The organism is Nocardia amamiensis (assembly GCF_015477605.1).
Classification (GTDB): domain Bacteria; phylum Actinomycetota; class Actinomycetes; order Mycobacteriales; family Mycobacteriaceae; genus Nocardia; species Nocardia amamiensis_A.
Genome location: NZ_JADLQX010000030.1, coordinates 1 through 25,592, shown reverse-complemented (window position 1 = coordinate 25,592; position 25,592 = coordinate 1). Strand labels below are relative to the sequence as shown.

At 67.0% G+C, this 25,592-nt stretch carries 33 protein-coding genes; 9 read left to right on the top strand and 24 right to left on the bottom strand.

Features of this window, described 5'->3' with window-relative positions:
* Window positions 1–282 precede the first annotated feature (282 nt).
* Window positions 283–1,131, bottom strand: coding sequence for an AraC family transcriptional regulator (locus tag IU459_RS39830; protein ID WP_324199082.1), 849 nt, complete (start codon window positions 1,129–1,131; stop codon window positions 283–285).
* Between IU459_RS39830 and IU459_RS29560 the strand changes: the two genes are divergently transcribed.
* From IU459_RS29560 to IU459_RS29545, 4 genes are all read left to right on the top strand, one after another.
* Window positions 1,130–2,125 carry a replication initiation protein gene (locus tag IU459_RS29560; protein WP_195132877.1) on the top strand — a complete coding sequence of 332 codons (996 nt, stop codon included), beginning with the start codon at window positions 1,130–1,132 and terminating at the stop codon, window positions 2,123–2,125. The two genes, IU459_RS39830 and IU459_RS29560, sit on opposite strands and share 2 nt — an antisense overlap.
* Before the next feature lie 2 nt (window positions 2,126–2,127).
* Window positions 2,128–2,394 (top strand): replication protein RepB, encoded by a 267-nt coding sequence (locus IU459_RS29555; protein WP_195132876.1) that lies wholly within the window; start codon window positions 2,128–2,130, stop codon window positions 2,392–2,394.
* Between the two features lie 91 nt (window positions 2,395–2,485).
* Window positions 2,486–2,764 (top strand): hypothetical protein, encoded by a 279-nt coding sequence (locus tag IU459_RS29550; RefSeq protein WP_228838703.1) that lies wholly within the window; start codon window positions 2,486–2,488, stop codon window positions 2,762–2,764.
* Window positions 2,765–2,770: 6 nt separating this feature from the next.
* Window positions 2,771–3,223: a hypothetical protein gene (locus IU459_RS29545; RefSeq protein WP_195132875.1), complete on the top strand. Its 453-nt coding sequence runs from the start codon at window positions 2,771–2,773 to the stop codon at window positions 3,221–3,223.
* Between the two features lie 1,193 nt (window positions 3,224–4,416).
* Here IU459_RS29545 and IU459_RS29540 read toward each other — a convergent pair.
* On the bottom strand, window positions 4,417–4,575 hold the full coding sequence (locus IU459_RS29540; RefSeq protein WP_195132874.1) for a hypothetical protein: 159 nt from the start codon (window positions 4,573–4,575) through the stop codon (window positions 4,417–4,419).
* A gap of 356 nt (window positions 4,576–4,931) precedes the next feature.
* Between IU459_RS29540 and IU459_RS29535 the strand changes: the two genes are divergently transcribed.
* From IU459_RS29535 to IU459_RS29525, 3 genes are read left to right on the top strand one after another with little or no spacing between them, the layout of a single operon-like run.
* The gene (locus tag IU459_RS29535) at window positions 4,932–5,462 is read left to right on the top strand and encodes a hypothetical protein (protein WP_195132873.1); all 531 of its coding nucleotides are present in this window, start codon (window positions 4,932–4,934) and stop codon (window positions 5,460–5,462) included.
* Window positions 5,459–5,911 carry a hypothetical protein gene (locus IU459_RS29530; RefSeq protein WP_195132872.1) on the top strand — a complete coding sequence of 151 codons (453 nt, stop codon included), beginning with the start codon at window positions 5,459–5,461 and terminating at the stop codon, window positions 5,909–5,911. Before IU459_RS29535 ends, IU459_RS29530 begins: the two co-directional genes overlap by 4 nt.
* A 43-nt stretch (window positions 5,912–5,954) precedes the next feature.
* The gene (locus IU459_RS29525) at window positions 5,955–7,148 is read left to right on the top strand and encodes a hypothetical protein (protein ID WP_195132871.1); all 1,194 of its coding nucleotides are present in this window, start codon (window positions 5,955–5,957) and stop codon (window positions 7,146–7,148) included.
* Between the two features lie 21 nt (window positions 7,149–7,169).
* Here IU459_RS29525 and IU459_RS29520 read toward each other — a convergent pair whose 3' ends face one another.
* From IU459_RS29520 to IU459_RS29435, 18 genes are all read right to left on the bottom strand, one after another.
* Window positions 7,170–7,643, bottom strand: coding sequence for a hypothetical protein (locus tag IU459_RS29520; RefSeq protein WP_195132870.1), 474 nt, complete (start codon window positions 7,641–7,643; stop codon window positions 7,170–7,172).
* A 230-nt stretch (window positions 7,644–7,873) separates the two neighbouring features.
* Entirely contained in the window at window positions 7,874–8,296 is a 423-nt protein-coding gene (locus IU459_RS29515; protein ID WP_195132869.1) for a hypothetical protein, read from the bottom strand.
* A complete protein-coding gene (locus IU459_RS29510) occupies window positions 8,293–9,096 on the bottom strand; it encodes a ParA family protein (RefSeq protein WP_195132868.1) in 804 nt (267 codons plus the stop codon). Before IU459_RS29510 ends, IU459_RS29515 begins: the two co-directional genes overlap by 4 nt.
* A gap of 1,613 nt (window positions 9,097–10,709) precedes the next feature.
* On the bottom strand, window positions 10,710–11,168 hold the full coding sequence (locus tag IU459_RS29505) for a hypothetical protein (protein WP_195132867.1): 459 nt from the start codon (window positions 11,166–11,168) through the stop codon (window positions 10,710–10,712).
* Window positions 11,169–11,206: 38 nt separating this feature from the next.
* Entirely contained in the window at window positions 11,207–12,049 is an 843-nt protein-coding gene (locus IU459_RS29500) for a DUF2637 domain-containing protein (RefSeq protein ID WP_195132866.1), read from the bottom strand.
* Window positions 12,046–12,411, bottom strand: coding sequence for a hypothetical protein (locus tag IU459_RS29495; RefSeq protein WP_195132865.1), 366 nt, complete (start codon window positions 12,409–12,411; stop codon window positions 12,046–12,048). The genes IU459_RS29500 and IU459_RS29495 overlap by 4 nt, the downstream gene beginning before the upstream one ends.
* Window positions 12,408–12,941 (bottom strand): hypothetical protein, encoded by a 534-nt coding sequence (locus IU459_RS29490; protein WP_195132864.1) that lies wholly within the window; start codon window positions 12,939–12,941, stop codon window positions 12,408–12,410. The genes IU459_RS29495 and IU459_RS29490 overlap by 4 nt, the downstream gene beginning before the upstream one ends.
* Window positions 12,938–13,558, bottom strand: a complete 621-nt coding sequence (locus IU459_RS29485; RefSeq protein ID WP_195132863.1) for a hypothetical protein — start codon at window positions 13,556–13,558, stop codon at window positions 12,938–12,940. The genes IU459_RS29490 and IU459_RS29485 overlap by 4 nt, the downstream gene beginning before the upstream one ends.
* Complete coding sequence (locus IU459_RS29480; RefSeq protein ID WP_195132862.1) at window positions 13,555–15,246, bottom strand: hypothetical protein; 1,692 nt, start codon at window positions 15,244–15,246, stop codon at window positions 13,555–13,557. The genes IU459_RS29485 and IU459_RS29480 overlap by 4 nt, the downstream gene beginning before the upstream one ends.
* Before the next feature lies 1 nt (window position 15,247).
* Window positions 15,248–15,721, bottom strand: coding sequence for a hypothetical protein (locus IU459_RS29475; RefSeq protein ID WP_195132861.1), 474 nt, complete (start codon window positions 15,719–15,721; stop codon window positions 15,248–15,250).
* A gap of 21 nt (window positions 15,722–15,742) precedes the next feature.
* Window positions 15,743–16,270 (bottom strand): hypothetical protein, encoded by a 528-nt coding sequence (locus IU459_RS29470; protein WP_195132860.1) that lies wholly within the window; start codon window positions 16,268–16,270, stop codon window positions 15,743–15,745.
* Between the two features lie 25 nt (window positions 16,271–16,295).
* Window positions 16,296–16,778, bottom strand: coding sequence for a hypothetical protein (locus IU459_RS29465; RefSeq protein ID WP_195132859.1), 483 nt, complete (start codon window positions 16,776–16,778; stop codon window positions 16,296–16,298).
* A gap of 20 nt (window positions 16,779–16,798) precedes the next feature.
* Window positions 16,799–16,966, bottom strand: a complete 168-nt coding sequence (locus IU459_RS29460; protein WP_195132858.1) for a hypothetical protein — start codon at window positions 16,964–16,966, stop codon at window positions 16,799–16,801.
* A gap of 33 nt (window positions 16,967–16,999) precedes the next feature.
* Window positions 17,000–19,153 (bottom strand): hypothetical protein, encoded by a 2,154-nt coding sequence (locus IU459_RS29455; protein ID WP_195132857.1) that lies wholly within the window; start codon window positions 19,151–19,153, stop codon window positions 17,000–17,002.
* Window positions 19,153–19,923 carry a hypothetical protein gene (locus tag IU459_RS29450; protein ID WP_195132856.1) on the bottom strand — a complete coding sequence of 257 codons (771 nt, stop codon included), beginning with the start codon at window positions 19,921–19,923 and terminating at the stop codon, window positions 19,153–19,155. Before IU459_RS29450 ends, IU459_RS29455 begins: the two co-directional genes overlap by 1 nt.
* A complete protein-coding gene (locus IU459_RS29445) occupies window positions 19,924–20,358 on the bottom strand; it encodes an RRQRL motif-containing zinc-binding protein (protein ID WP_195132855.1) in 435 nt (144 codons plus the stop codon). It abuts the gene before it with no gap.
* A gap of 157 nt (window positions 20,359–20,515) precedes the next feature.
* Window positions 20,516–20,785 carry a hypothetical protein gene (locus tag IU459_RS29440; RefSeq protein WP_195132854.1) on the bottom strand — a complete coding sequence of 90 codons (270 nt, stop codon included), beginning with the start codon at window positions 20,783–20,785 and terminating at the stop codon, window positions 20,516–20,518.
* Window positions 20,782–20,949 (bottom strand): hypothetical protein, encoded by a 168-nt coding sequence (locus IU459_RS29435; protein WP_195132853.1) that lies wholly within the window; start codon window positions 20,947–20,949, stop codon window positions 20,782–20,784. Before IU459_RS29435 ends, IU459_RS29440 begins: the two co-directional genes overlap by 4 nt.
* A gap of 36 nt (window positions 20,950–20,985) precedes the next feature.
* On the opposite strand from IU459_RS29435, the gene IU459_RS29430 reads away from it, so the two are divergent.
* Together IU459_RS29430 and IU459_RS29425 are read left to right on the top strand one after the other, a co-directional pair.
* The gene (locus IU459_RS29430; protein ID WP_195132852.1) at window positions 20,986–21,801 is read left to right on the top strand and encodes a GntR family transcriptional regulator; all 816 of its coding nucleotides are present in this window, start codon (window positions 20,986–20,988) and stop codon (window positions 21,799–21,801) included.
* Window positions 21,802–21,823: 22 nt separating this feature from the next.
* Entirely contained in the window at window positions 21,824–22,561 is a 738-nt protein-coding gene (locus IU459_RS29425) for a glycosyltransferase family 2 protein (RefSeq protein WP_324199077.1), read from the top strand.
* A 1-nt stretch (window position 22,562) separates the two neighbouring features.
* Here the strand turns inward: IU459_RS29425 and IU459_RS29420 are convergent, their stop codons facing one another.
* The 4 genes from IU459_RS29420 to IU459_RS29405 all read right to left on the bottom strand — a co-directional run bounded on the left by IU459_RS29420 (window position 22,563) and on the right by IU459_RS29405 (window position 25,242).
* A complete protein-coding gene (locus tag IU459_RS29420; protein ID WP_195132850.1) occupies window positions 22,563–23,297 on the bottom strand; it encodes a pyrimidine reductase family protein in 735 nt (244 codons plus the stop codon).
* Window positions 23,298–23,307: 10 nt separating this feature from the next.
* Window positions 23,308–23,904, bottom strand: coding sequence for a hypothetical protein (locus IU459_RS29415; RefSeq protein WP_195132849.1), 597 nt, complete (start codon window positions 23,902–23,904; stop codon window positions 23,308–23,310).
* 97 nt (window positions 23,905–24,001) lie between these two features.
* Window positions 24,002–24,733: a glycosyltransferase family 2 protein gene (locus IU459_RS29410; protein WP_228838712.1), complete on the bottom strand. Its 732-nt coding sequence runs from the start codon at window positions 24,731–24,733 to the stop codon at window positions 24,002–24,004.
* A 56-nt stretch (window positions 24,734–24,789) separates the two neighbouring features.
* Window positions 24,790–25,242: a hypothetical protein gene (locus IU459_RS29405; protein ID WP_195132847.1), complete on the bottom strand. Its 453-nt coding sequence runs from the start codon at window positions 25,240–25,242 to the stop codon at window positions 24,790–24,792.
* Window positions 25,243–25,592 lie beyond the last annotated feature (350 nt).

Below are 25,592 nucleotides of genomic sequence, written 5' to 3'. Positions count from 1 at the left end.
GGCGACGCCGTCGCGATCCGACCATTGTCCGCAAGTCGTTGGCCCAACCGTAACCACAGTCTCTCGTTGTTGGTGCGAACGTCCACACCGTCCTCCTTCGTCTCCCCGCCCGGCCAACTCCGATCGCGATAGTACGGGAGCGTTCCGGGTGCGAGATCCCAGTGCTGGATCGGCGGGGCCTGCAGACGAAATCGCGGTAGCCGAGGGTCTGCCTGCGGCCACACTCGGCGCGGCAGCATACGGCCGACACGCACGCCGCCCGCCGGCGTCGCTCAGATCGACTCAGGATGCGCGACAGGGCTCGAGGCCGCGGGAGCGGAAGGTCTGCGGCGGGCAGCCCTGCCAGCGACGAAACGCGCGGATGAAGGAGGCCGCTTCGGCATAGCCGAGCCGGGCAGCCACCTGTTCGGTGGTCATATCGGTATGCGTCAGCAACACTTCCGACATCGTCTGCCGCACTTCGTCGAGCAGAGCTCGGAACGACGTTCCCTCTTCGTGCAAGCGCCGCGACAGTGTGCGCGAACTCAGGTACAGGCCGAGCGCCACCGTCGCCTGATCGGGGATCTCACCCGGATTGCGCACCAGCAGATCACGCACCGAGGCGGCGACGCCGGTGCGGCTGCGGCGCCGGTCGAGCAGATCGCGGCACAGTTGCCCGCAGGTGTCGCGCGCGGCGTCGTTCGCCGGTGGCAGCGGCTGATCGAGCAGGCCGCGGTCGAAGACCACCCCGCTCACCGTCGCACCGAAAATCGGTACGATGCCGAATATCTCGCGATAGCGCTTGATGTTGCGCGGTGCCGCGTGCCGGAAACTCACCCGCCGGACGGGGACGCCGGCGGAGTACAGTTCTCGATCGAAGGCGGGCAGCCCTGCCAGCGTCATTTCGGCGAAGAACGCCCGCATGCCCGGCGGGATCTCGGCGTCCTGGAACAGCAGTCGCGCTTCGCCGTCGGCCTCCTCGAAGGTCAGCCGGCCGAGCGGCACGGTGCGACCGGCACTGCGCTGCGCCACCTCGATCAGCTCACGCAGCGTCCGGCTGCCGAGCAACGCGAGGCCCCACGGTCCGCGCAAGCGGAACTGCTGTCGAGCCGCCGCCACGAGACCGAGTCCGGGTGCAGACTGCGTGACTATGACGGCAGATGAGGACTGGGAGTCGGACGTATGGACGCTCCCATTTCCTTTCGAGGAGCACTGGCGGCCACAACGGCCGTACGCGAGCCGATCGAAGTCCGGAGGGTACTACCGCACCAGCCGAGATCGGGCGCTCACGCTGCCGTACGTGGAGAGCAATCCGAAAGCGATGACGTCTCTCGTCATCACCGATCACGACGGCGGCCGGGCCGATGAGATCGCGGCCTTGTGCGGACTGCCGGTGCCCAGCTACGTCGCCATGAATCCATACACCCGCGACGGACACATCGTCTATGCCCTCAAGAAGCCGGTGATTCTCACCGACCCCGCGCGGCGAGATCCGGTGCACCTGCTCGCCCGCGTCGAGGCGGGCCTGAACAACGTCCTGGCCGGTGATGTCGCCTACGCGCACCGCTTCACCAAGAACCCGACCCACGATGACCATCTGACGCTCTGGGGACCGGACTACGCGCTCTACGAGCTGCGCGACCTGTGGGAGCCCATCGCCGCACTTGGCGCGCTGCCGAAGTACCACACGACCACCGAACGCCGAAAAGCGCTGGCGTCCAGTGGCACCGGCCGGAATGTCGATCTGTTTGAGCTCACCCGCCGCTGGTCCTACCGTCGCCGCGGCGACTACGACGACTGGAACTCCTGGCGCCAGGTCGTCGACGACTACGCATGGGACCGCAATCTCGACATTATCGGGGCCGCCTACACGAAGGGCCCGATGGAGCCCGGCGAGGCTCAAGCCCTCGCTCGATCAGTATCAGCCTGGACCTGGCGGCGGATAAAGCGCACGTTCAGCGAGGAGCAGGCACGCCGCGGCAGTCGGGGTGGTGCGGCGACCGCCGCGAGCCTGAGCGTAGACGAGCGGCAGCAGAGGGCAAGCAAAGCTGGCCGGATCATGACCGACGCGCGGCGAGAGGCAAATCGGAAGCGCGCAACGAAGTACGATGAGGCCGCGTTCATTGCCGCAGCCCTGGAGGGATGACGATGGGTGCAAGGAACCCTGTCCGGCGTACGAAGACCGCCCGCGAGCTCGCCGAGACGTTCGGTTCGTCCACACGCACGGTCCAGCGGATCATCGCGGAGCCACGGGCCGACTACGAAGCACGAGCAATCGAGAAGCGCCGGCGGGCCCAGCAGATGCGTAGCGAGGGCGCGAGCTATCGCGAGATCGCCGACGAGCTGGGTGTCGGAATCGGGTCGGTGTCGGCACTCCTCCGGACGCCCATTCCCGTTGAGGCGAAGTCCGCGTAACCCTCCAAAAAATTCGAACACATGTTCGATTTTCTCGCCGCCGATAAGTGAACCTTATCGGTGGTCAGAGGAGAGGGTTCGTATTTCGTTCGTGATACGATTGCTCGTGTTCGAGTTCTTGTGGACCGACGAGTCCGAAGCGCACATCGCGCGGCACAACGTCGAACCCGAAGAAGTTCACGAGGCAGCTCGGCGCCCGTTCCACACCTACGACGGCCGCGGGGAGACCACGATCCTTCTCGGCCGGACATATGCCGGCCGGTACCTGTTCGTCGTTCTCTGCGATGCCATGGACGGCCATCTCTATGTCGCGACGGCCCGCGACATGACCGCTGCCGAGCAGCGTGAGTATCACCGGAAGGCCAGGTAACACCCCATGAACATCAGCACCGACGACAAATCCCGCGCCGCCCGCGACTACTACGACACTCACGACGCCAGCGACGAGATCGCGGCGGCGGATCTCACCTCGCACGAGCCGGCCGAAAGCTCCGCCCTGGCCGGATACAGCGTCCGGCTTCCTGTCGAGGTGTTGAACCAGGCGCGGGTGCTCGCGAAAGAGCAGGGTGTCTCCACCGGGGCGTGGCTGCGCGAGGCCATCGAGAACGCCGTTGCTGCCCGCAAGACCACCACCGACACCGTCCCGGTCTCCGCCCTGCTCGGCCTGGTCCAGCAGTACGCCACGGCAGCCGAGCCAGCGCCAGCCCGCACCGTGCGGACCCGACAGCTTGTTGCTCGAATCTCGCGGACCGGCACTTCGGCTACCCGATCCACCACCGGCGCCTTTCGAGTTGCGGCTCCAGCGAAGAAGAAGTCGAAGAAGAAGTAGAGGCGATCCGAATACGCGCAAAAGCCCGCCCTCGCTGATTTGCGATCGCGGAGGTTCGGGCGGGCCTGGCCATCACCTCTGAACACGACACCGCAGGCTCAGCCCTGGCGTCACGACCGAACCTGCGGCGTTTCGACCAGTGCCCGAACGCGCAAGCTCAGACCCCGGTCTCACCCGAGAGGCTGCCACTTTGGTCCGGCATGTCAAGTGCCGATCCCCGACCACGACACACTCGGGGCGGGGATGCCCATAAACCCAGGTGAGCAGGGGTAACCTCGGCAGAGCCTCGATCCTCGTGGTCGAGAGAACCCGCGTCACTACCGCTTCGGCCCCGGCCCTGCACCGGGGCCGAAGTCGTGATTCTCGTGTGACGCAACAGGATCCCCCGCAGGGGGCCTCCGGGGGGGGCGGCGGGTGCCCACCCCCCCGGGTGGGGCCAGCCGGATACCCCGTCACACCCCGAAGGACACGCCGAGACACGCGCGAACCGGCGGTTTCAGCAACCAGGACGAGCAGGACCATTACAATCTCCGCCGTCACGGGCTCGGCTCCAGTCACTCGTGACAACGCAAGAGGATGGCTACACGCCCAGGGGCCCGCCCGGTAACCTCACTCGCGCCGGGCGGGTCCCCGGGTGTATCCGCCCGGCGCGAATCCCCCGTGATCCACACATTTCACGCGGTGATGGCCAGGCCCGCCCAGAACATGACCGGTAACCCACCAGGGCGGGCCTTCATGCCGCACAGACCTCGCCCGTGCTCGACTGGGCTCGACTGGGCTCGACTGGGCTCGCCCGTGCTCGACTGTCGACGGACACACCATGTCCACGGCCCCTTTCTGGCGTATTCGGTTCCTACCCCTGATAACCCCCTCGGGGTATGCGATGGCACACCCTTTGCACCCATGCCTCGGCCCGTGGGGTCCAACTCCGCCGGATCTGGCGGTAAGCCCGGCCTACCGCACATAGTTTCCGGAGTCGGCCCGACCCCGCCGCAGCATTTGTCCAGTTCGTAGACGGGGCTATCGCGCATAGGCCGCAGCTATGTGCGGTAACCCGCTACCGCCAGTTTTCGCAGAAATGGACTGCTACCAGGGAAATCAGCAGGTCAAGGCGCTGCACATCGGGCAAGCGCCGGATCTCGGGAATCTGGACCCCACGGGCCTAGGCCAAGTTAACGTGTCGTTACCGGCGGTCAGTCGCGGGTCTTGTACGTGATGAGGTTGCCCTCACTGCCGCGATCCATCATGCAAAGGTCGTAGACATTCGGGTCGTCCGCGAGCTGCTTGAGCTTGATTTCGGACGCCTGGTCTCCCGCGGTGGTCGCCGGAAACTCGAGCTCATGCTCTGCCATGGCTTCATATCCCTCTCGTGACCGAAAAAGGCTGTTCGACTTCAGGAAGGTTAGGCGATTGGAGCGGTGAAATCGGCCGAGCGTCGGGCCGAACGGGAGTTACCGGCACTAACGCCAGTCTTCGCTCAACTGGACCGCACATGCCGCCTCCACGCGCGAAACTACCTCGATCCACCCCCTGGAACCGGCCACCCACCCCACACCCGGGGGTGCCAGGGGGTCTCCGGGGGCGCCCAGGGAGGGGTCCACTTTTCAGCATAAAAGTATCCATATGGTTAGTTTTATGCTCGCTATGCAGGTATTCTTGTTCGTGTCAGGAAATCCTGACATCATCGCATCTGAGAGGCAGGGGAGACATGGGACGGGTCACCGAGGACGGTCGGCACGAGGGCGTGGTCGTGCACATCTTCGCCGATGGTTGGTACGGGTCGGGATGGTCGGGTGGGCCGACCGTGACTGAGCGCGGCGATGGCACGGAGCTCGATGTCAGTGAGTGGCAAACCCGTTCCTGGGATGAGGTGGTCGCCTTCCGTGCGATCTGCACCGACTGCTCCGATTCCCGATACCGGCGGTGCTGGAGCGGCCCGGAGTGGACGCGGGTCACGACCGAGGCCGAGCAAGACGCCGCCCACCAGCGCGTATACGCCCCGGGCCCGTGGGGTCTCAGCGAGGACGCCCAAGACCTGATCATGCGCTCCTGGGAGCAGCACATCGCGCCCTTCCGGGGCACGTACCCGGTCGAGCTGGCCGCCGCCGAGGTCACCGCCGCGCAGGCCCGGCTCACCGAGGCCGTGCGCCAGGCCCGCGCCGATGGGGCGTCGTGGGACGCGATCGGCAAAGCCGCGGGCATGAGCCGCCAGGCCGCACACGAGCGGTGGGCCCGATGACCGAGACCAACCCTCGCCGCATCTGCCTTCCCGCAGGATTCACCCCCGTCGGACGGAAGGTCCGCGCCTGGTGCATGTGCGGGTGGTGCACCACACCGCGGGTGAACCAAGACCGCGCGCTGGATGCCCTGCTGAGCGAGCACGGCTGGACCGCCCCGATCTGCGCGCTGTGCGAGACCGACTACCGCCCCCACGTGCCCGGAAGAAACGGCGGGTTCGACGGTTGGCTCGAGCTGCGCAGACTGGTCGAGATCCTGACCGACCCCGCCACCGGCGACAAGTTCCTGGCGTGCGCTGGAATGCCGCAATCCTGCCGAGACGGAGCCAAGCAGAAGCAACTGCAGCTGGACCGCGACGTCGCGGACGGCTTCGGCATCGAGCTGCCCCGTCCCACGCTGCGCCTGGTCCGTGGTGGTGACGCTGCAGATCGTCGGGACGGGTCCTCGTGAGCGCGCCCTCGAGATCCGGAGCACGGTCCGGTAAAGTATCCATATGGATGCTCTTCGTTCGCCGGTGATGTTCTACGGCAGCGATGCGGACCCGCGACACCTCCTGAACACCGAGAAAGCTACCCATATCGAAACCTTGCACGGCCTGACCGAAGATCAGCGGTTCCTGCTCGCGGCCATGGGCAGCGGGCAGATCGCCTACGCGCTCGGCTCGCACTGGGGCATGGAGTACCTGTTCGACTCCCACGCCGGCGGAACCATCCACACGGCGGTCGAAATGCTGCGCCCGGAATGGGAACACGGCTGGTACGACGTCATGCGCGGCCGGATCGAACTGGAGGTTGGCGGCGAGGTCGTGGTGAAGCTGACGCGGCGCCGCATGGAGACCTACGCCGCGGCCCTACCCGAGGATCTCCGCGCCACGCTGTACGCGAGCTACCGCAACCGCGACGACGACGTGCTCGACCGGATGGTCTGGGACGCCCTGGCATTGCCGCCCCGGCCCGACCTGCCACCGGTCCGGCCATCGACCCGCCCACGCGGTTATAGTTCCCATATGGAAACTATTCCGGAGGCGGAGACCGACGAGCAGCCCGACGACGAGGACGGCGGCGGTGAGGAAACCGCGTCGTGCCACTACTCCACCGGGCGCCTGACCTCGGCGCAGGCCCGCACGGTGAATACGTGGCGCCAGCAGCTGACCCTCACCGATCCGCAATGGAACACACCCAATCAACGGCCGCTGGCCAGCAGTTCCGACTGCATTGCCGCCGCGGTGACCGATCTGCTGGACAGGGCGCGGCCGGGCCACCTCGAGCTGGTCCGCTACGCCGACCGGATGCGCGAGCAGCAGCGCGCCAACCGCGCGGGCACGTTCCCGGCCGGATCGGTGGTCAGTTTCTATCTGCCGCCGTCCTACGCCGATCGGCTCGACCAGCTGCTCACCGACGCCCAGCAGCATCACGCCGACACCCTGGACCAGGCCCGCGAGCAAGTGCTCGCCGAGCTGCCCGGCCGGGCGAATGCCACTACTCGCGTCATGCGGATGATGTCGGTGGTCGGAAGCCTGAACATCCCGATCAAGGCGTACCGGCTGCCCGCGGGCACCCTCGCGCGCATGGCCATCGACCGGTGGGCCGACAAACCCGCCGCCACCGTCGTCGCCGCCGCCGTCGCCTACGGCCGCGAGTACCACGCCCAGCAGCACCGGGCCCGCAAAGACATGGGCGTCGGCTGACCGCGCCATTCGGCTCGGGGTCTACAGGTTTTTCATCATCGCGTCTTCGTTGATCCCGGGCGCGGATCGCACGGCGGCGAGGACGATGGCGGCCAACTCCTCGGGCCAGTCTTCGGCCTCGATCAGGTGATGCTCGCCCGCGTACCACACCATGGCCAGCACCGCGGCGGCCAACTTCCGGTGCAGATGCTCACGCATCCCGGTGACCGGAGCAGCGTCGCCCGCGGCTTGCGTGATCAGTCGATCCGACAACGCTCCCAGTTCCGGGCGCAGAGCGCCGCGCCCGGAGAACACCATCTTCAACCCCTGGCGGGCCCAATGATCCAGTAACCGTTCGTAGGTCTCCCAGTCCCGCCCGCCGGCCTGGACGTACCGCGACAGCATCTGCGCAATATCCCCGGCCTCGGTGATGGTTTCGGTGAACGAACGCAGCAGAACAGCAGCCTGCTCATCGGTCAGATCACCATCGCGTTTAGGACCTCGAGCGTCACTCACCCCGGTAACCGTAGTCACAACCAGCCACCACCCGCAGCGGACGTCGCTCGATCGGCACCGGCGGGCCCGAAACCCGACTGGTCAACACTCGCAACCGTTTCAGGACAGACGTCCCGAACTGTCCCGCAGTCCATCACAGTGCGCTCTTGCCGCGACCTTTCGGCCGACCAACCTTCCGCGGTGCCGTCCATATCTGCCCATACACGCCCGTACCTGTGTACGGGCGCGTGTTACTCGGGTATGGGCGGCAACGCGGCCAGTCGTGCGGCGAGCTCGGCGGCGCGCTGGCGGGCCAGCTCCTGCGCGACGGCGTCGACCTGTTCGGCGCCTGCCAGCAGCAGCGCCGACAAGGCGACGTGCCGCGGTGTGCCGTCGCCGAGCAGCTGCACGATCTTGTCGGCGGCACGCTCGAGGGCGTCTGCCGCCTCCCGGGTGATGTAGAACGAGGCGCGGCGCATCCCCTCCGGATCAGGACGGGTACCGCCCTTACCCGTCCGTACACGCTCTCCACCCGCCCTTACCTGTGTATGGGCAGGTGTGGACGGCGGCGGGTTCACCGGAACATTCAGGTCGATCCGCGACCGCAGGACCTCGTTCGGATCAGTGCCGGACAGATCCGGGCCCGGCAGCTGCCCGCGACCGCGGCCGGTCACGACGTCACCACCGAAGCAAGCTCCGGATCGAGACGGCCGACCAGCGCACGGAACCCGTTGGCGGTCTCGCTCTCCGGCGCGTGTGCGATCACCGTGGTCCGCAACCGCCACGCCTCGCGGACCTCCTTGAGGTCCTTGAACACCGCCAGCACACCCAACGGGTGCGCCTGGAACGCCTCGAGCGTCGACGTCGCGATGCGCCCCTTGCGTCCGTCGTAGAGGTTCACGATCAAGCCCGCGACGTCGAGCTGGATGCCCAGCGCCTCCTGCAAGGTCGTGATCTGCCGCAGGAACAACCGCAACGCCCGGATGCTCGAGTCCTCCGCCTGCACCGGGATCACGATCGTTCCCTGCACCTGGTCGTTGTCGGGACGGCGGCGGGTGGCGACCAGCGCGTTGTCGTTGAGCGCACCCAGCGACGGCGGGCAATCGATCACCACGTCATCGAAGATCCCGACCAGGGCATCGAGGAACCGGCTCAGCAGATACTCCCGGCCTGAGCGGCCGTACATCTGCGGTTCCAACAAGAACATGTCATCGCTGGTCGGGATCACGAACAAACCGCCGGCGACCTGCTGCACCAGCTCGGCAAGCTCGCCGCTCCACTGCCCCAGCAGCGCCCGAGCCAGCGAGGCCCCGCCCGCCGGCTGCGCGCCGACCGCTTCGGTGAGATGCCCTTGCGGATCCCAGTCGATGGCCAGCACGCGGCGACCGTGTTCGGCCAATCCGGCGGCCAGGTTGATCGTGTCGACCGTTTTGCCGACACCACCCTTTTGGTTCGCGACTGCATAGATGCGCATGGGTCTGGACCGTAGCGGCTCAGCACGCCCATACCGAGGTGTACACGCTACATACGCGTGTATGGGCAATGTATGGGCGACACATAACCGCCCATACACATCTCCGATCTGCCGACAAGACGTGTCCACGAAAACGGCCGTTTTTGCCCGTTTTCGCCCGCGGGCGGTAGACCGGATTCCCCGCCGATCAACCCCGCACCTGCACGACTGCCGATCGATAGCTGTTTCCGATGCTGCAAAGTTGCTGCCGGACAGGCCAACTCAGCGGCTCGGCACTGGCCCGCCTGCATTCGAGCCGCGGTAGACCAGCCGACTTCCGCGGGCGCACCCGTGCCCCTCTGGGTGGCCCTGCCTCCCGGCGAGGGCGGGGTGCTGGGGCAGAGCCCCGCCTCGCAGCCCTGTGGCTGCGCAGCTTTCCTCGGTTCATAGCGCGCGCTTCGGGCTCGTGCTGGGTGCTCCTCCGGTATGGCCTGGGGCGACTCGATCACGACGGCGGCGGGCGTCAAGGGTGCGGCCGCCAGGCCATCGCCGCAGGCGACGCGAAGCGCCCTTGATGGTCGTTGTCGTCGTGATAGCCCCGGATAAGGCCATACCGGAGGAGCACCCAGCACACCCCGCGCGCCGGACAGCGCGAGCTTCAGCTCGCGGACGCGGGCGCCCAAGCGCTCGCGCACCACCTCGATGACAAAGCGCGCCAGGCATTTCCGGCGCCGATCCCGAGCCGCGGTTCAGTAGACCGCAGCCGACGCAGACGAGTCGACCAGCTGGAATCGTCTCCCAACGCAACCCACTCGCAAACCTACCGATACCCACTCCAACGCAACCATCTCTTCTTTTCACCTCACCCCCGCCTACCTCCCTGACCTGATTTGATCTTGAATCCCTCCACCCACCCAGTTCCACATCTCGTGCGCACGAAGTGGGTATGAGATGTGGAACTGGGTGGGTGGAGGGATTCAACGACGCGCAGCGTCGTCTCCGCAGGTCAGGGAGGTAGGCGGGGGTGAGGTGCACCTGCGAAAAGTTGCGACAAGTTGTCTCCCCTTTTCGCAGGCGTTTTACCCGGTTCTCGCCGGGTTTTCGCACTCAGGCAGATCGCAAGATCAACTGCCGGACCCGCAATCAGAGCACGGGAATCCAGCCCCAGTCTCTGGTGCTGGGCTGGAGGGATGGAAGGATTTCGAGATCCGCTTCGGAGTCTCCCGTGCAGATCTCTGTTACCGGTCGGCAATCGCCTGGAATGGCGGCGCGGTGCGCCGTGCGCGGCCTTCGGCCGCGTGTCCCTGGTGCGGGGTCGCCTGCATTGTGTTCCCGCGCCACTCACGCCTCAAGGGCGCCTGCGGCGTCGGCTACGCCGATGGCCTGCGGCCACCCTTGACCCGTGAGCCTCTGCGCGGGAAGAGCAGGCGTTATCGGGGCAGGCCGGTGGCCTGCCCCGGCGGAGGCGCACGCGCCCCCGCACCAGGGACAAAACCCCGCCCGGCGTTCCGGTCGGCGGGCGGGAGGCGAAGAATAAGACGGGCCTGGACGTGATCCCGCTTCAGGCACGCGAAGGCCCCTGCCGACTGGGACTCGGCAGGGGCCTTCTTGCTGGTCAGATACGGTTCAGGCGGCTACTCGTCGTCGTCCTGGCCCAGGTACGCGGCGACCTCGGCCAGGGACGCGTCGGTGGGCGGCTCGTACTTGGCCTTGTACAGCTTCGGCGGCGCGTAGTCGGCGTTGAACGCCTGCCCGGTGCCGGTGTACTGGATCGTCACGCGGGCACCGTTGCGCAGGTCGTCATCACCCGCGGCGAGGATCGCCGCCCGCAGAGCCTTCTGCAGGTTGCCGCGCACGAACAGCTTGCGGGCGCCGTCGTCGTCCGGATCGGTCTGCCAGCCGGTCAGGATGACGACCTCCAGCTGCCGGATCGGGTTGCCCTGACGCAGCTTCGGCTTGCCAGTCTTCGGGTCCTTCTGCACGGCCAGCTCTTGCGAGACGACCAGACCGGCCACGGTCGTGCCGGGCTCGTCGGCCTTGCCGAACGCGCTGCGGATGACCTTCGGCTCCTCGGTCATGATCCACGATGTCATAGCGGTTACTCCTTGGTTATCGGTGATGGGTGGTGGGGTTATCCGGCGATCAGCCGGACGTTCGAGGGTGCGGGCAACGCCAGCTGCTCGCGGTGGGTGTCGCCCTCGGTCTTGAGGCGGGCGAGGATCTTGCCGACCGAACCGTGGTGCAGACCGACGATCGGGGCGATCTCGCGGTAGGAAAGGCCGGCCTGATGCAGCCGCAGAATCTCCGCGTCGCGTTCGGCTGTCGCATCGACTTCGACCGGTGTCGCCTCCACTTCGGCGGGTGTCGCCCCGGTGTCGCCCCAGTTCGGGGCGGTGTCGCCGAAGGTGTCGCCAGTTGTCGCCGGTGCGACGGGTGCTGTCGCCTTCGGTTCCGGGGCGCGGGGGACCTCCATCAGCGCGGTGAGCGCGTGCGTGACCGCCAGCGCGGCGATCGGGGCGGCACCTGCCACCGCTGCGGCAGCGGGAGCGGGCAGCAGCAGACCGTCGGCCTTCCAGGCGTGGACGCCGTTTCCGATCAAAGACACCAGCTCAGCGGCGGCGAGTTCGGCCCAGAAGAACCGTCGAGTCGCGGCCGGGATCACCACGCCGATCTTCTCGCGCCGGTTCAACGCCACCAGCGAGAACGCGGCCTGGACGATCGGGCCGTCCACGATCACCGGGGCACCCCACGCCAATCGGGAGTCGATGCCGGACATGACCGCCACGCCGTGCAGCGCGATCGCAGACCAGAAGAAGGCCGCGATGCTCACTGCCGCGAGCGACAGCAAGGCGACAGCCTCAGCGGCGTTCCACGACGGCGGCGACGGCTGCGGCGACACATCGCCAGCGGTGTGCGACGCGGCGACGCCAGACGGCGACGCGGTGGCGTCGGGGGGCGACAGGGTGGCGCTCATCGTTCGATCCCTTCTCGATTGCGGTTGCTGACAAGGCCCGCGAAGGCGTGCCCGTAGATCGGCTGCGGGACCAGGCGCTCACGATCGGCGTGCAGCGCGTTCTCACTCGCGAGATCCAGCGCGTTGTCCAGATCGCTGGCAAGCTCCCGGTTACGGTCCTCCAGATCGGCGACGCGATGCTCGGCGGCATCCCGCGCTGTGGTCACCGCGGCGAGCTGTTCCTCCAGCACCGCGGCGCGTTCGTTGGCCGCGATCAGCCGGGCCTGAAGCTCGGCGTAGGACTCGCCGGCGACGGTCGGGCCGTACGGGCGCAACGGCTCGAACCCGCCTGCGGGAGCATCGGTCTCATGGATCGTGGTCACCGCTCCATCTCCTGTCCCCGGTTCCGGCCGTTGACCAGGCCCGCGAACGCGTGCCCCGGAATCAGGGCCTGCCGCTCCTGGACCACCTCAGCGGTGTGGGAGGCGGGCCACCGGCCGTGGCCGGTCATATCGTTGGCCTGCAAATGACTGCGCCACGTGATCGGGTCCATGCCGGGCGGTGCCTCGACCTGCATGGTCGGCTCTTCGTCGCCGATCGGCACCGCGTAGTCGCCCTCGCTGCGCAGCTGGTCCAGCTCCGCCCACCGGGGCCCGACGATCGGGTCAGCGGCCCATCGCTGTTCGATCGCGCGGGCTTGCGCCTGCAGCTCGATCGCGCGCGGGTGATCACGCCACGGGGCGTCTTCGGCCTTATCCCACCGGATGTAGGCGAGGGCGTAATCGGTGCGCCACAACGCCTCCTGCGGGTCCTGGACGCGGTTGGCGTAGTAGGCCGTGACCGCGTCATCCAGACCGTCTGATCGGGCGAGATCGATCATCAGCTCGGCCACGGTCCGGACCGCGGTGCTCATCGCTCCATCTCCTGTCCCCGGTCACGGCCGTTGACCAGGCCCGCGAACGCGTGGCCCGGAATCGAGTGCCGCTGCTGGGCCAGCTCCGCGGTGCGGGCGGCGGCGAACGAGCCGGACACCGGGACCGGTGCCGCGTTCGGGTTGGCCTCGGCCGGATCCGACCAGGAGTCGCGGCGTTCGGCGGCGGCGAGCTGCTGGCGGGCCTGCTCGATGGTGCGCGGCTGCACGATCCAGCGGCCGTTGCCGGTCAGTTCGCGGGCGTGCTGCTGGCTGCGCCAGTCGATCTCGCTGATCGCGAGGAAACCCTGAGCGCGGTCCGCGGCGATCTGCTCGCACAACCGGCGCATAGTGTCCGGCGAGGACTTCCAGTCGCTGTGCGCATCCTCCAGGTACCGGTAGGCGTCGCCGAGTTCGTCGCCGCGGCCGGTCCAACGGGCGGTTATCTCGTCGACCTGGTCGAAGATCCGGTCGACGTCCTGGTCGGACTCGGCGTGGAACGCGGTCTCGCTCAGGTCCTTCGCCCGGTCGAAGTCCGCCCGCATCAGCACCTCCTCCTCGTTCTCGACCCGCCCGGCGTAGCGGGTGATGTACAGGTCGTCCAGCTCGTTGGTGCTCACAGCTCCATCTCCATTTCCCGGTCCCGGTTGCGGTTGTTGACCAGGCCCGCGAAGGCGTGGCCCTTGATCGGCTCGCGGCCGTTGGTGTGTCCGTTGGTGGCGGCCTCGGCCCCGGCCTGCTCGGCTTGGCGTTCCGGGCTGCCGTAGCGCTCATGCGCCGGGGTGCGCTCGGCGAGCTTCGCCACCGCCTCGTCGCGTTCGCCGCGCAGCGTGTCGCGTTCGGCGGTCAGCGCGGCCAGCTGTCGCGTCAACCGCGCGTTCTGCTCGGTCAGGTCGTTGTTGTGCTCGATCGACAACCGATGCCGATTGCTCAGCTCGTTGTTGCGGGAGGCGGCGTCAACCAGATCGCCGGACAGCTGCTCGATCTCGCGACCGCGCTGTGCGAGGTCCTCGGCGAGCTGGTCACGCTCGGCCGCGATCTGCTGAGCCGACGCGGGCAACTGCTCGTCGCGCTCCTGCTTGTTCGAGGCTCGTTCGATGCCTTCACGCCATTGGGTGACCTCGTCGGCGACCATGGACCGGCCGCCCTCGGCGCGGAACACCCGCTCCGGACGCCATTCGTCGGCGCGATCGTAGGCGGCGACGTGCACGGTGGTGCCGGGCGCCGGCCGAATCCCGGTCAGCTGCTGCGCGGTCCAGCGCGCGGACTCCACCTCGCTGGCATGAGTGCCGCGCTCGTGCACCACCTGGTTGGCGTGCTCGGGCAGGTAGGTGACCGTGCTGCTGAAACGCTCCTGCTTCTGCTCCCGCTCGGTCTCGCGGGCGGCCTGCAGCTTGAACGATTCGCGGTGCACCTGCCCGCTCAGCGTCCGCTCCCGCAACACGGCCTCCCGGTCGGCGAGCTGCTCGGCGACGGTCTCGGGGCGGCCCCAGTTGGTGTATTGCGTCGCGGCGGTGTCGTTATCGCGGGTCTCGACACGGAGGCGGGTGCCGTCCGCCCAGGCCGTGCCGTTGATGTTGCGCTGCAACCAGCTGGTCGCGGCGTACTCGGTGGCGAACGGACGGGATTCGGTGAGATTCCCGCCGTCCGGGTCGGTCCACGTCATCTCCGCGGTGTAGCGGTGGCGGTGGTCCTGGGCGGCGTCGATGCGGGCCAGCAGCGCCTCCTCGAGATTGGCGCGGCGCGCGGTATCCAAGCCCTTCTGCCAGTCCTGCCGTTCCTGGTCGGCGCGCTGCCGGGCACTGACCGTCTCGCGAGCAACACGCGCCCGGTAGTGCAGCGCCTCCAAGCCCTTGACCTTGTGCGCGCGGGAGAACAGGTTGCCGGTCTTGTACTCCGGGAACACCGTCGCCGCGTCCAGACCGTCCAGCGCGATGCCCTGCTCGGTGCGGGTCAAATGCCCGTCACCGACGAACTGCGCGGCCAGCCGGTCGCGATGCTCAGCCAGCGAGCGGGCGTCGCGGGCGCGGCGGTCGTGATCCACGCGCGGGTCGTTGGCACGCTGTGCGACCGTTTCGGCGTGCACGCGGTAGCGGTCGACGGCCTGGTTGGTCCAGGCCAGGTGGTTGGTGCGGGACTGCTGCTGCTCCCGGCGCTCCTGGCGGACCAGACGCGAGATCTCCTTACGGGCACGGCGGCGCTCCAGCCAGTTCGCGGCCTGGGCGTGCCGCTGCATCGCCGCGCGCATCGCGGCACTGAACTGCCGTGCCTGCGCGAAGATCTCGTCTTCAACGCTGTAGTCGGACATATCAGTTCTCCTTCTCGGTGGTGAGGGTGTCGATCGGGAAGTCGGGCTCGGCGGTGAGCACCGCGGCGCGCAGCTGCTCGGGGAAGGCGCTCCAGTGCCGGAACCGGTTGGTGAATTCGGCCAGCAGCAGCGGCAGCATCGGCTGCTTGCCGCTGATCAGCGCGTAGATCTGCTGGTCCACGCCCGGCACACCCGTCCATACGGCGGAGTCGAAGTCACCGCCCCACAGCTTCGCGAGGGTGTGGGAGTCGAACCGGGACAGGAAATCGGCGGTGCCGGTGGCGGGTCCGGTCGGGGCCTCCACGACCAGGCGCAGCGCCAGCTCCCGCAGCTGCACCCAGTAGTAGTCCTGCATCGACGGCAGCGGCCCGAACTGGGCGCCGTCGGCGTCGAGCACGGCCAGCAAGATCTCCGGCGGCAGCGTCCACAGCCACGCCGGAAGCTCCGGCGTCCTCTGAAAAGTGCTGGTGGTCATTGGGTTTGTTCTCCTTCGGGGTTACTTCGACGCCTGTCCGGCGCGGAACGGGCGGACGATGACGGCGGCGAGCTGACGGGCACGGCCCTCGACCGCCCACGCCATCGCGACCGGGACCGGGACGCCGAGAATCTCGGCGATCCAGTGCCACTCGGCGGCGTCGCGGCGGATCTCGGCGAGATCGGCGCCGAGCGTGGTCACCGCTTCGGTTGCGGTCAGCGAGCAACGGCCCCACCGCAGCGCGGCCTTGGGCAGACGAGAGGCGAACAGGTGCCCGCGCGCGGCCTGGGTGGCTTCGGCGAACCACGCCGCGCTTTCGGCTTCTCCGGCGGCGCGGATGTCGTCGGCGTAGTAGCTGCGGAAGGCCTCCCAGCCGTGCGGCCAGATCCGCAGCGTGCGGGCAATGACCTGCTCGTGGGTCAGGGCCTCGATTTCCTCGGAGTCCTCCGGCTCCCAGTGCGGGTTCTGCTCCACGCAGGCCCGCAGGTAGCCGCGAGCGGTAGTCACCTCGGCGGTTGTCGCGAAAGGCAACAATCGGTCGAATTCCATGTGTTCGGTTCTCCTTCGGTGTGGGTTATGCGGACTCCGCCGCGTCGCTGCGGCGGCGGGTGGTGTGGCGTTTGATCCAGCTGGCCGAATCGGCGAGGACGTAGCCGCTCAGGCGCACCGACTCGACGGGGCCGGGGCGGCCGGCGCACATCCACACCGAGAACCCGGTCAACCCGGCGCCGTAGACGGCAAGCGGGCCGGTCATCGGCAGGGTGGACACGGCGACCACGAACCCGGTCGTGGTGCCCAAAGCCGGTGCCCACAGCCGCAGCCCGTCCCGGATCCGGGTGGCGCGGTCGATGCGCGGGGCCAGCGTGCGGCCGATCTGGCCACCATCGGGGACGACGGGCTTGTGCTGCTGGATCTGCTCGACCAGCTTCTGGGTGGTGCGGTTGGCCAGTTCGGCGGCGTGCGGAGCCAGCAGGTCCATCTCGGCCTGCCGCTGCTCGTCGGACAGCCCGGAGATTTCCTCTCCGTGGTCCTCGGGGTTGATGTTCGGAACAGACATGCGTGGTCTCTCTCTCGGGTTCAGGCGGGACGGCGGTTGATCAGCGCGCCCAGCAGCCGGGCATCGGGGCCGGACCATCGGCCGAAGCTGGCTCCTCCAGCTGCGGCGGCCAGCACGGCGGCGCGTTCGGCGAGCAGGCTCGGGTCAAGCCGGAATTCCTCGGCGGTGTCGTGGTTCGGGTCGGACATGGTTGTGCTCCTTCGGGTTTCGTGTGTGCGGGTTCAGGCGTGGCGGTGTTTGGTCAGGTCGATGACCGGCGCCAACGAGACGGGATCGGGGGTGACGGTCTGCATCTCGGACAGGCCGGGCAGCGGGCGCAGCGAGGACAGCTGCCGCTCATCGAGCGGGGTGACGCGGCCGAAGCGGGCGACGCCGCCGGAGACGTGCACGACGTCGCCTTTGGCCATGGCGCGCAGCCGGTTCGGGTGCACCAGCAGCTTGTCGTTGGCCTGCACGTTGCCCTCGTCGCCTGCCTCGGAGCCGCCGATGAGCTTGCGGGAGAAGTCGAAATCGCGGCGGGTGCCGTAGATCTCAGCGAGCTTGTCGCCCTTCTCCTGCCCGCCGAGCAGCGAACCACCGGAGGCGGCGGTGACCAGGGCCTCGCGGGCGTCGTCGTCGTGACCGAGACCGTTCCAGGACTGGGCGAACCACCACGAGCCGATCCCGGCCTTGCGCAGCCGCTCCACCCACGCCTTGGCGCGGGTCTTGCCATCGGAGACGGCGGAGAACTCGTCGACGGCCAGCAGGGCCTGGCGGCCGTGGTCTTTGTCGGCGAGCTGCTCGAGCATGCAGCCCAGCGCCGCGAACTGGGCGCGAGCCCGGTCGGCGGCTTTGACGCCTTCGAGGATGATGTAGAGGAAATCGAAGTCGGTGACCTGCTTGTCGCCCTCGAACGAGTCACCCAGCAGCCGGTAGAGGATGCCGAACTCGCTGCGCGCGGAATCCATCACCGGCTGTTTCCCGGCCATCGTGGAGGCGATCTCGCGGTCCACACCCGGCACACCAGCCCACGGCACGGTGTCGTCCCACACCCCGCCCCACAGCTTGGCCAGCTTGACCGGATCGAACCGGGACAGGAACTCGACCCAATCCCGGGGCGGGTTGTGCCCGACCGGTTTGCCGTCGACAACCTTCTCCGGGGCGTCCACGATCAGGTGGATCAGGGTCTCGCGCAGGTTGTGGAAGTAGCGTTCGGTGTCGGTCGTCGGTGTCGAGCCGCCGGAGATCATCGCCGACAACACCGACCGCAGGTCATCGAGATCCGCGATGCCCCACACGTTCAGCTGCGTGTGCAGCGGGTCGGTGTCCTCGACACCCACAACACCGATCCGGTCGGCAGGGACACCCAGCGCCGCGAACCAGCGCGCCATCGTCCGCGCGGACTTCACCGACTCCGGGCCGCCGTTGCAGTCGATCACCAGCACCAACGGCCGGCCGGGCCGACGTGGACGCCACCACTGCTGATGCCGAAGCCAGCCGGTCACGAACCACGACACCAACATCCGGTTCATCAGCGTCGACTTGCCCTTACCCGAGGACGCGACGACGGTGCCGTGCTCGTTGAACTTGATCCACGGCACGATCAGCCGGGTCTCGGTGCGCGCCAGCAGCGTCCGCGTCCGCGACTTGGCTGGGGCCTGGGTCGATTCCACGGCCAGGCGGCCGAGAACCGGCTGCGGGTTCAAACCGCCGGTGGAGAACGGCAGCCGATACCGCGACATCCGCGCCGCGGCACGCTGCTCACGCTGGGTGCGCAGCGACAACGCCCGCTCGGTGTCGGCCGGGGACTGCAAACCGTGGGTCGCGATCCGCACCCGCCGGTTGGTGAACGCGATCATCGCCGTCAGCCACACCGCCGGGATGAGCAGCACCGTCATCGCCGCCAACCCGTGGGCGGGGTTGCCCGACACCAGCTCCGCCGCGCCCGCGGTGAACTGGGTCAGCGGCGCCGACCAATCCATACCGCCGAACACGATCGCCGAGCCGGGCATCGCGACGGTCGCGCCGATCGTCCAGTTCCGCAGCCGGGCCGGGGACCACGCCAACAGGTTGGCGACCAGGAAGATCGCGCCCGCCGACACCAGCCCGAACACCGCGCAGGTGCCCGCGATCATCAACGCGTCGAGGAAGCCGTCGAAGGTGATCTCCGGCAGGGTGATGCCGAACAGGTCACCGTCAGGGGCGTTGTCGCCGAAGATCGGCGGGGCCTTCGGCTCGATCTCGATGTGCGGGGCCTCGCCGGTACCCGGAACCTGGGACAGCTCCGGGGCGGCGGGCACCTGCGACGGGTAGGTCTTGGCGCACTCGGGACGGAAATCGATCACCTTCTGGCACACCGCGTCCGTGTCGCGGTGGATGGGGAATTCGGTGCTCATCACGACACCGCCTCTCCGGTGTCACGGCCACCGGGCGCGGCCTGGTGGATGCGATCAGAGGCACCGCCGGAGATCAGCGACAGACCGGGCCGAGAACCCGGAACCGTGCTGGTGGTGCCGAATGCCTCGGCGAGGGTGGCCACGCGGATCGACGGGCCTTCCACACCCGCTGCGGCGCGGGCGGCATCAGCGATCACGGTGCGGATCTCGCCGTTGCGGCAGTAGTAGATGAGCTTGTCGCAGTCGGCTTTCGCCGCTGCCTGCTTGGCTTTGGCGACCGCGATCCGGGCGGCGGCGGCGTTCTTCGCGGTCAGCTCGACCTCGACCGCCCACAACCGGCCCTGCTCGTCGTAGTAGCGGCCATCGTGGATGTGCGGGCGCGGCTCACCAGCCCGCACCGGCCCGACCTGGGCGCGCAGCTCCCGCTCGGAGATCCACCGCTCGAGATCCAGCCCGACCAGCGCCAACCGCAGCTCCAGCACGGTGCGCACATGCGCGGCCATCTTCGGTGTCGGCGTCCAGAACTGCGTGCTCAGACCCGTCAGGCCCTCCGTCGCCGACCGGGTCGGGAATACCCACGTCGGTCCCGGCACCGGCCGCAGCTTCAACGCCGAAACCAGCCTGGTTTCCCGCCACTTCGCCACGTGCCGGTACGCGCTCGACATCTGTACACCCAGCATCTGGGCGACCACATCCAGTGGCGCCCCGTACATGAACGCCAGAATCGTCAACACGGTCATCGGCACCGGACCGATCCGATATGCCGTCATCTATCGCTCCCATCCATCACGGTCACGGCCACGGCCGTTGACCAGCCCCGCGAACGCATGACCCGCAATCGGGGCCCGCGCAGTCGGGGTTGTTGTCGAATCGGCCCACGCCGGGCCGGGGTCATTGATCTGCTCGAACTCGCCGCGAGCAATGCCGTGCCGCTCCGCGGCGCGCAGCTGCCGCTCCCTCGTGGCCTTCGCCAGCGCCTCAAGCTGGGCGGGCGTCGCTTCCCGCTTCGCCGCGGCGAGGTTGATGTCGTAGAGGTAGGCGGTCAACGGCTCCCGCGACCGGCGCGGACGCTGCACCTTGCCCGCGATGTCCTGCCCATTCGGGCGCAGACCCTGAGCAGCCAGCTGCCGACGCGTACGGAGATGCGAAGGCGCGCAACGCCAGTCGTAAACCGGGATGCTGTCCTGCGGCTCGATCGTCGTCATCGACCGGCCACCATCGCTGCCAGGATCGACCGCACGGCATCGACCGGCATCGACCACAAATCCCGACCGGTGTGGGGGGCGCTCCCGATCCGTTCCCGCGTAACCGTGTCGAAGATCAGCACACCGCGATCCACGCGCGGTTCGAGCTCGCGGCGGCTCACCGCTGCCACCCCGCCGGAGTCGGAACCGGCTGAACCGGAACACGATTCACGTGCACGCAGTCGGTACGAGTGACCTCATCCGCGCGGCAGATATTCGGCGACGGCACATAGGACTGCTGATCGATCCACGCCGCCGAGCAGCCAGCCATCGCGACCAGCACACCCAACGCCAGCAGTACGACACGCACCTGCAACGGCAACGCTCCGAACATGCTCGCGCCCGCACGGGCCACAGCGGCGTCCGTCTTCACGACCGGGCCGATCATCGCTGGAACCTTCGCCGCCGCAACGGTCCGTTACGGTGCACCAGCACGCGCCACATGACCACACAGAACGCCGCGGGCAGCAGCCACCCGAATACCAAGCTCGGGGCACTGGCCAGCGCGAAAATACTGGTCAGGGCCGCTATCAAGACAAGAGTGGACTTCACGGGACCACCTCCCCGAATGTTTGGACAGAACAAAGCATGGATGTATTGTTACGTCCAAACATCAGCCAAGTCAAGGATTTGGACAGAACAAAAAAGGAGGGAAGTCGGGTGCCTACTCCGAACCCGAGGTGGCGCGAAATTGCCGCTGACCTGCGGCGGCGCGTGGACACCGGTGAATGGCCGCCTGGGGAGACGCTGCCGTCGATGCGAGAACTCGCGAGCCATTACGCCGCGAACAGTCATGCGACGGTGAACCGTGCGATCATGCACTTGATCGGTGAGGGAATCCTGATCACAGACCCGTTGGCACCACGCCGTGGAGTCCGGGTCCGAGCCCGGCCCCGATTGGTTCGTGCCATAGACGCACACTTCGCAGGCGACGGCGCAGACCGCACCTTCGAAGCCAGCACCGGCGCCGACGACGTCGACGTCCAAATCACCTACACCAGGCAAGCTCCCACGGATGTCGCCGAAATGCTGGGAAACGAACCGGTGCTTGTCCGGACGTTCCGATATCTGATCCAGGGCACCCCGCACCAGATCATGCGGAGCTGGATGCCCGAGTCCGTCGCCAATCGGGCGGGCCTGCGTAGCCCGGACGACGAAGTGCCGGGAAAGAGCACCAACACTTGGCTGACCGAGGCCGGCGTGCAACTGAAGCACGTTGTGCTGACCATCGAGTCACGATTGCCGACAGAAGAAGAGGCTCGTGATCTGGCGATGCCAACAGCGCTGCCGGTCATGGTCCGGAACCGCACCGTGTACGACACAGACTTGGTAGCCGCTGAGACCTCGACAACGATCGTCGTCGCCGACCAGATCGTCTATCGCGCCGAATTCGATCTGAACTGACTGGAGACTCATGCTTATCTCGGTGATCACACCCGCGTACCAACCGCGGGCGGACTACCTCGCAGCGGCGTACGACTCGCTTTGCGCTCAGCAGCTGCCGCGCGGATGGGAGTGGGAGTGGTTGGTACAACTCGACGGCGAAGGCGACTTGCCGCTGCCCGCGCGTGCCCTCGCTGATGCACGAGTGCACGCTGCTGCCGGACCCCATGGCGGGCCGGGAACAGCACGGAATCTTGCTCTCGAGCGGGCATCGGGTGTGCTGATCCGCAATCTGGACGCTGATGACGTTCTGACACCGACAGCGTTGGCGGATAGCATCGACGTCCTTTCCGAGAATCCCGATGTGGGATGGACGGCTTGTCGAGCCTTGGATCTATTCGACAACGGCGAGTTGGTCGCCTTCGAAGGCGACCCGCCGGAAGGCCGTCTCCAGCGTGGGCACGTCTATCGGTACTGGCGCAGCCATGACTGGCTCCTCGACGTACACCCGACGACGCTATGCATTCGCCGCGAGCTGCTCGTCGCGGTGGGCGGTTGGATGGCGTTGCCAGTGAGCGAGGACACCGGGATGTTGCTTGCCATCAGCACGTTGACCGATGGGTGGTTCATCAGATCGGTTGGGCTGCATTACCGACAGCATCCTGGGCAGATCACTCGTGTTGTTCGGGATCCAGCGGACAAGCAGCAGAGACGAAATCTCCTTGTGGAACGGGTCGAAGCCATGATGACGCTCGCTGCGGCACTCAACCGCGCGGCCTAGTTCAACATCGGATCCAGCGGGCGAATTGGCTGCCATCCTCAGCGAAAAGGACGTGGGAGCAATGCATTGCGGTGTCGGTTACCCTCGCCGATACCGCAATGCGATCCGATGAACCGCCTACCAGAACTGGCGATGTCGTTAAACACAACTCGTCCAACTCGCCGGCGCTGATCAGCTGACCGAGCAAGGTCGGGCCGCCTTCACACAGAATTCGCGTCAAACCGCGCTGAACCAGTGCTGCAAGGAGTGCGGATGCGTCTGGGGCGCCAGCGTCCAGCTCGATCACATCACCGCCCGCATCCCTCAACGCTTGCTTGGCCTCAACTGGTGCATCCGCTGAAGTGAGGATTACTGGCGGAACGACTGTGTCGGTGAACAACGGCGAATGCGGGTCGAGTTTGGCCCGGCCCGAGACGACAGCCAACGGCGGCACTGGCGCCAGGCCAAGCCTGAGTCGCCATTCTCGGATTTCGGAGTTCACCCGCAGGCCGGTATACCCTTCGACCCGAACAGTGCCCGCGCCAACAAGAACCACATCGGCAAGATTGCGCAGCAAGGTCAGAATGTGCTGGTCATCACGGGTGGTGAGGCCGCCAACGCGGCCGTCCACGGTGACAGCACCATCGATACTCGCTACGAAGTTCGCCCGCACCCACACCCGCCTGTCAACCGGGTAGGCGTACAACTCCGCGAGCTCCGCGTCAGAAAGATCAGCGAAGCGCAAGAGTCGCGGCATGCTGACAGCATCAGCGGTCAACAGGAATCTCGATCCAGCGAGTGAAGGTATCGGCCAAGTCGGGGGCGCCGCTGGACCGCAGGTGCTCACTCAGCCGATTCCGGCCAGCGCGCACGGCGGCAGTGACCGCCGCTTCCGTTTCAAACGGTCCAGCTGCTACGGACGCCACGTTGTAGACCGCCCGCCAATTCTCGCCGTGGGGTGGCCCAACCACATGCGCGGCGGCTAGTCGCTCGATCTCGGGCGGGATTTCGAGCCCTCGTGAGCGCGCCGCCGCGATGACTGCCTCTGGGGCGACATGTTCACTGTCCAGGTCCATCACTGGATCCAGGCGCAGACCGTCATCCATGGTGAAGCGATAGCCGGCTGGCGAACTATCATTCAGCCAGTCCAGAGCACGTTGAGCCACAGTCTCCAGCACCTCAACGAGTTCGGGCTCAGGCACGGTACAAGTGCCCACCGGGAGGCTCTCCGGCATGTACACGACTTCGGCACGCATCAATGCGCGGGTTTCCGCTGGCGTTTCTGCCTGCCCGCCCCATCGGCGCTTGCGCACGATATGAATAACATCGAGCAGCATTTCGTCGCGTGTCAGAACCCGTCCCACCTGGCCAGGTTGCCCGCGTTGGGCCGCGGGCATCGTCCAGCGGCCGACGTGCCATCTGGAAAGCGGGACTGCGGGACCAGCGGTCATAGCGGCCAGCCTATCCAAGCGAAAGGCCGGCCTCGCGGATCGCCGAGATCCGCTGATGGACTGCTGCCCACAGCTCCGTTTGCAGGCGCGGCCAGTCGTCCTGTCGAGTCGTCTGTGCACCGTGCTGGCGATACAGCCAGGTCACGGGCGCAACCCAGCCTGGAGTAAGAGCCGCCAAGGCGGCGAACAACATACTGTCTTCCCATCTCGGGTTGGCTGCCCAACCACCGAGTGCTCGCACGGTGGCGGTACGCATAGTCAGTCCTGGGCACGCGATCGGCACCATGTCGTGTTCTCGGATGAACTGTTCGACCACACCGATCTCGATCCGGCCGGGCCCGATCAGTGGCGCGAACGGCAGCCGAGTTCCGTTCGGAAGCAGGTCGTCTGCTTGGGCCGATACCCAGTGCACGTCAGGGTGCGCAGCGAAGGCGTCGATCGCGACATGCAGCGCATCAGGGAGTAGAAGGTCGTCCGAGTCGAGCGAGTGCAGCAGCTCTCCGGAAACGCGAGTCAGTGCGAGGTTGCGGGTCGCCGCAATGCCCAGTTGTTCCCCATTCGGCGCATACCGAGCGAAGTGGTACCGGCTCACCACGTCAGCAAGGTGCGGTGTTGGGCCATCCTCCTGAACAATCCACTCCAGTTCCCACTCGGGAGGAAGTTCCTGCTTCGCCAGACTGTCACCAGCATGAACAAGAAGATCTGCTCGACCACCATGCACTGCGGTGATCACGGACAGCATCGGCACCGCGTCAGGCTACTGGCTGACCCAGTTCACCGCGGTCGCAGCCGCCACACTCATTTCGGTGTTGCTTCATGGCCTGCGCGGCCATGCGTCCGGCGGGCTTCCTTCATCTCGGCTTCGTAGATATGGCGACGTCCGGCGAGCAGCTCGTCGCGGGCGGCGCGCTCGATGCGGCGGAACAGGTCGTAGTAGCCGTCGTCGTACTCCTCGACAACCTGGAATGTCCATCGCCCCGGAAGGACGTTGCGCCCGATCAGCTCGGTGGATATCCGCTCGGCGAGCTCCAAGTGCCCCGCTTCGCGGAAGAGTTCCACCGCTCGATCAAGGGCAAGATCGGCACCACCGGTTAGCTGGTGGAACGCGTACAAATGCCCGCGGGCCCGCTCAGTCGTTTCCAGTGCTTCCGATAGTTTCCCGACCGCCGCAACTGTGGTGTCGTCAGCGTCATCAGGGCGCCGGTGCCGACCCGCTGGACCATCATTGCCATCACGCCGACTATCTGTCATGCGCTGAGGCTATCGCTGCACTTACGTCCTGGTGTGGCACTCCCCAGACATGTCGAGAATCCCAACTGCAAAGTATCCATATGGATCAATAGGCCGGAGTATTCAATAATACGCATATGCGTATTTCTCTATATGTCCGCACTTGCTGTGGGTGTAGCCATGCCGACCCTGAATTACCTGATTAGGCTAAGTCGGCGTGTCGTACTTAATCACGGAGGGGTCAGGGTGCAGACTGCGTGACTATGACGGCAGATGAGGACTGGGAGTCGGACGTATGGACGCTCCCATTTCCTTTCGAGGAGCACTGGCGGCCACAACGGCCGTACGCGAGCCGATCGAAGTCCGGAGGG

Excerpts from the sequence above, each read along its gene's own strand:
- IU459_RS29555 (WP_195132876.1), top strand. The coding sequence starts at position 2,128 with ATGGGTGCAAGGAACCCTGTCCGGCGTACGAAGACCGCCCGCGAGCTC.
- IU459_RS29405 (WP_195132847.1), bottom strand. The coding sequence starts at position 25,242 with ATGACAGATAGTCGGCGTGATGGCAATGATGGTCCAGCGGGTCGGCAC.
- IU459_RS29445 (WP_195132855.1), bottom strand. The coding sequence starts at position 20,358 with ATGACGACGATCGAGCCGCAGGACAGCATCCCGGTTTACGACTGGCGT.
- IU459_RS29480 (WP_195132862.1), bottom strand. The coding sequence starts at position 15,246 with ATGTCCGACTACAGCGTTGAAGACGAGATCTTCGCGCAGGCACGGCAG.
- IU459_RS29450 (WP_195132856.1), bottom strand. The coding sequence starts at position 19,923 with ATGACGGCATATCGGATCGGTCCGGTGCCGATGACCGTGTTGACGATT.
- IU459_RS29490 (WP_195132864.1), bottom strand. The coding sequence starts at position 12,941 with ATGAGCACCGCGGTCCGGACCGTGGCCGAGCTGATGATCGATCTCGCC.
- IU459_RS29540 (WP_195132874.1), bottom strand. The coding sequence starts at position 4,575 with ATGGCAGAGCATGAGCTCGAGTTTCCGGCGACCACCGCGGGAGACCAG.
- IU459_RS29440 (WP_195132854.1), bottom strand. The coding sequence starts at position 20,785 with ATGATCGGCCCGGTCGTGAAGACGGACGCCGCTGTGGCCCGTGCGGGC.
- IU459_RS29530 (WP_195132872.1), top strand. The coding sequence starts at position 5,459 with ATGACCGAGACCAACCCTCGCCGCATCTGCCTTCCCGCAGGATTCACC.
- IU459_RS29500 (WP_195132866.1), bottom strand. The coding sequence starts at position 12,049 with ATGAGCGCCACCCTGTCGCCCCCCGACGCCACCGCGTCGCCGTCTGGC.
- IU459_RS29560 (WP_195132877.1), top strand. The coding sequence starts at position 1,130 with ATGACGGCAGATGAGGACTGGGAGTCGGACGTATGGACGCTCCCATTT.
- IU459_RS29475 (WP_195132861.1), bottom strand. The coding sequence starts at position 15,721 with ATGACCACCAGCACTTTTCAGAGGACGCCGGAGCTTCCGGCGTGGCTG.
- IU459_RS29510 (WP_195132868.1), bottom strand. The coding sequence starts at position 9,096 with ATGCGCATCTATGCAGTCGCGAACCAAAAGGGTGGTGTCGGCAAAACG.
- IU459_RS29505 (WP_195132867.1), bottom strand. The coding sequence starts at position 11,168 with ATGACATCGTGGATCATGACCGAGGAGCCGAAGGTCATCCGCAGCGCG.
- IU459_RS29460 (WP_195132858.1), bottom strand. The coding sequence starts at position 16,966 with ATGTCCGACCCGAACCACGACACCGCCGAGGAATTCCGGCTTGACCCG.
- IU459_RS29470 (WP_195132860.1), bottom strand. The coding sequence starts at position 16,270 with ATGGAATTCGACCGATTGTTGCCTTTCGCGACAACCGCCGAGGTGACT.
- IU459_RS29525 (WP_195132871.1), top strand. The coding sequence starts at position 5,955 with ATGGATGCTCTTCGTTCGCCGGTGATGTTCTACGGCAGCGATGCGGAC.
- IU459_RS29545 (WP_195132875.1), top strand. The coding sequence starts at position 2,771 with ATGAACATCAGCACCGACGACAAATCCCGCGCCGCCCGCGACTACTAC.
- IU459_RS29430 (WP_195132852.1), top strand. The coding sequence starts at position 20,986 with ATGGATGTATTGTTACGTCCAAACATCAGCCAAGTCAAGGATTTGGAC.
- IU459_RS29410 (WP_228838712.1), bottom strand. The coding sequence starts at position 24,733 with ATGCTGTCCGTGATCACCGCAGTGCATGGTGGTCGAGCAGATCTTCTT.
- IU459_RS29535 (WP_195132873.1), top strand. The coding sequence starts at position 4,932 with ATGGGACGGGTCACCGAGGACGGTCGGCACGAGGGCGTGGTCGTGCAC.
- IU459_RS29465 (WP_195132859.1), bottom strand. The coding sequence starts at position 16,778 with ATGTCTGTTCCGAACATCAACCCCGAGGACCACGGAGAGGAAATCTCC.
- IU459_RS29455 (WP_195132857.1), bottom strand. The coding sequence starts at position 19,153 with ATGAGCACCGAATTCCCCATCCACCGCGACACGGACGCGGTGTGCCAG.
- IU459_RS29420 (WP_195132850.1), bottom strand. The coding sequence starts at position 23,297 with ATGCCGCGACTCTTGCGCTTCGCTGATCTTTCTGACGCGGAGCTCGCG.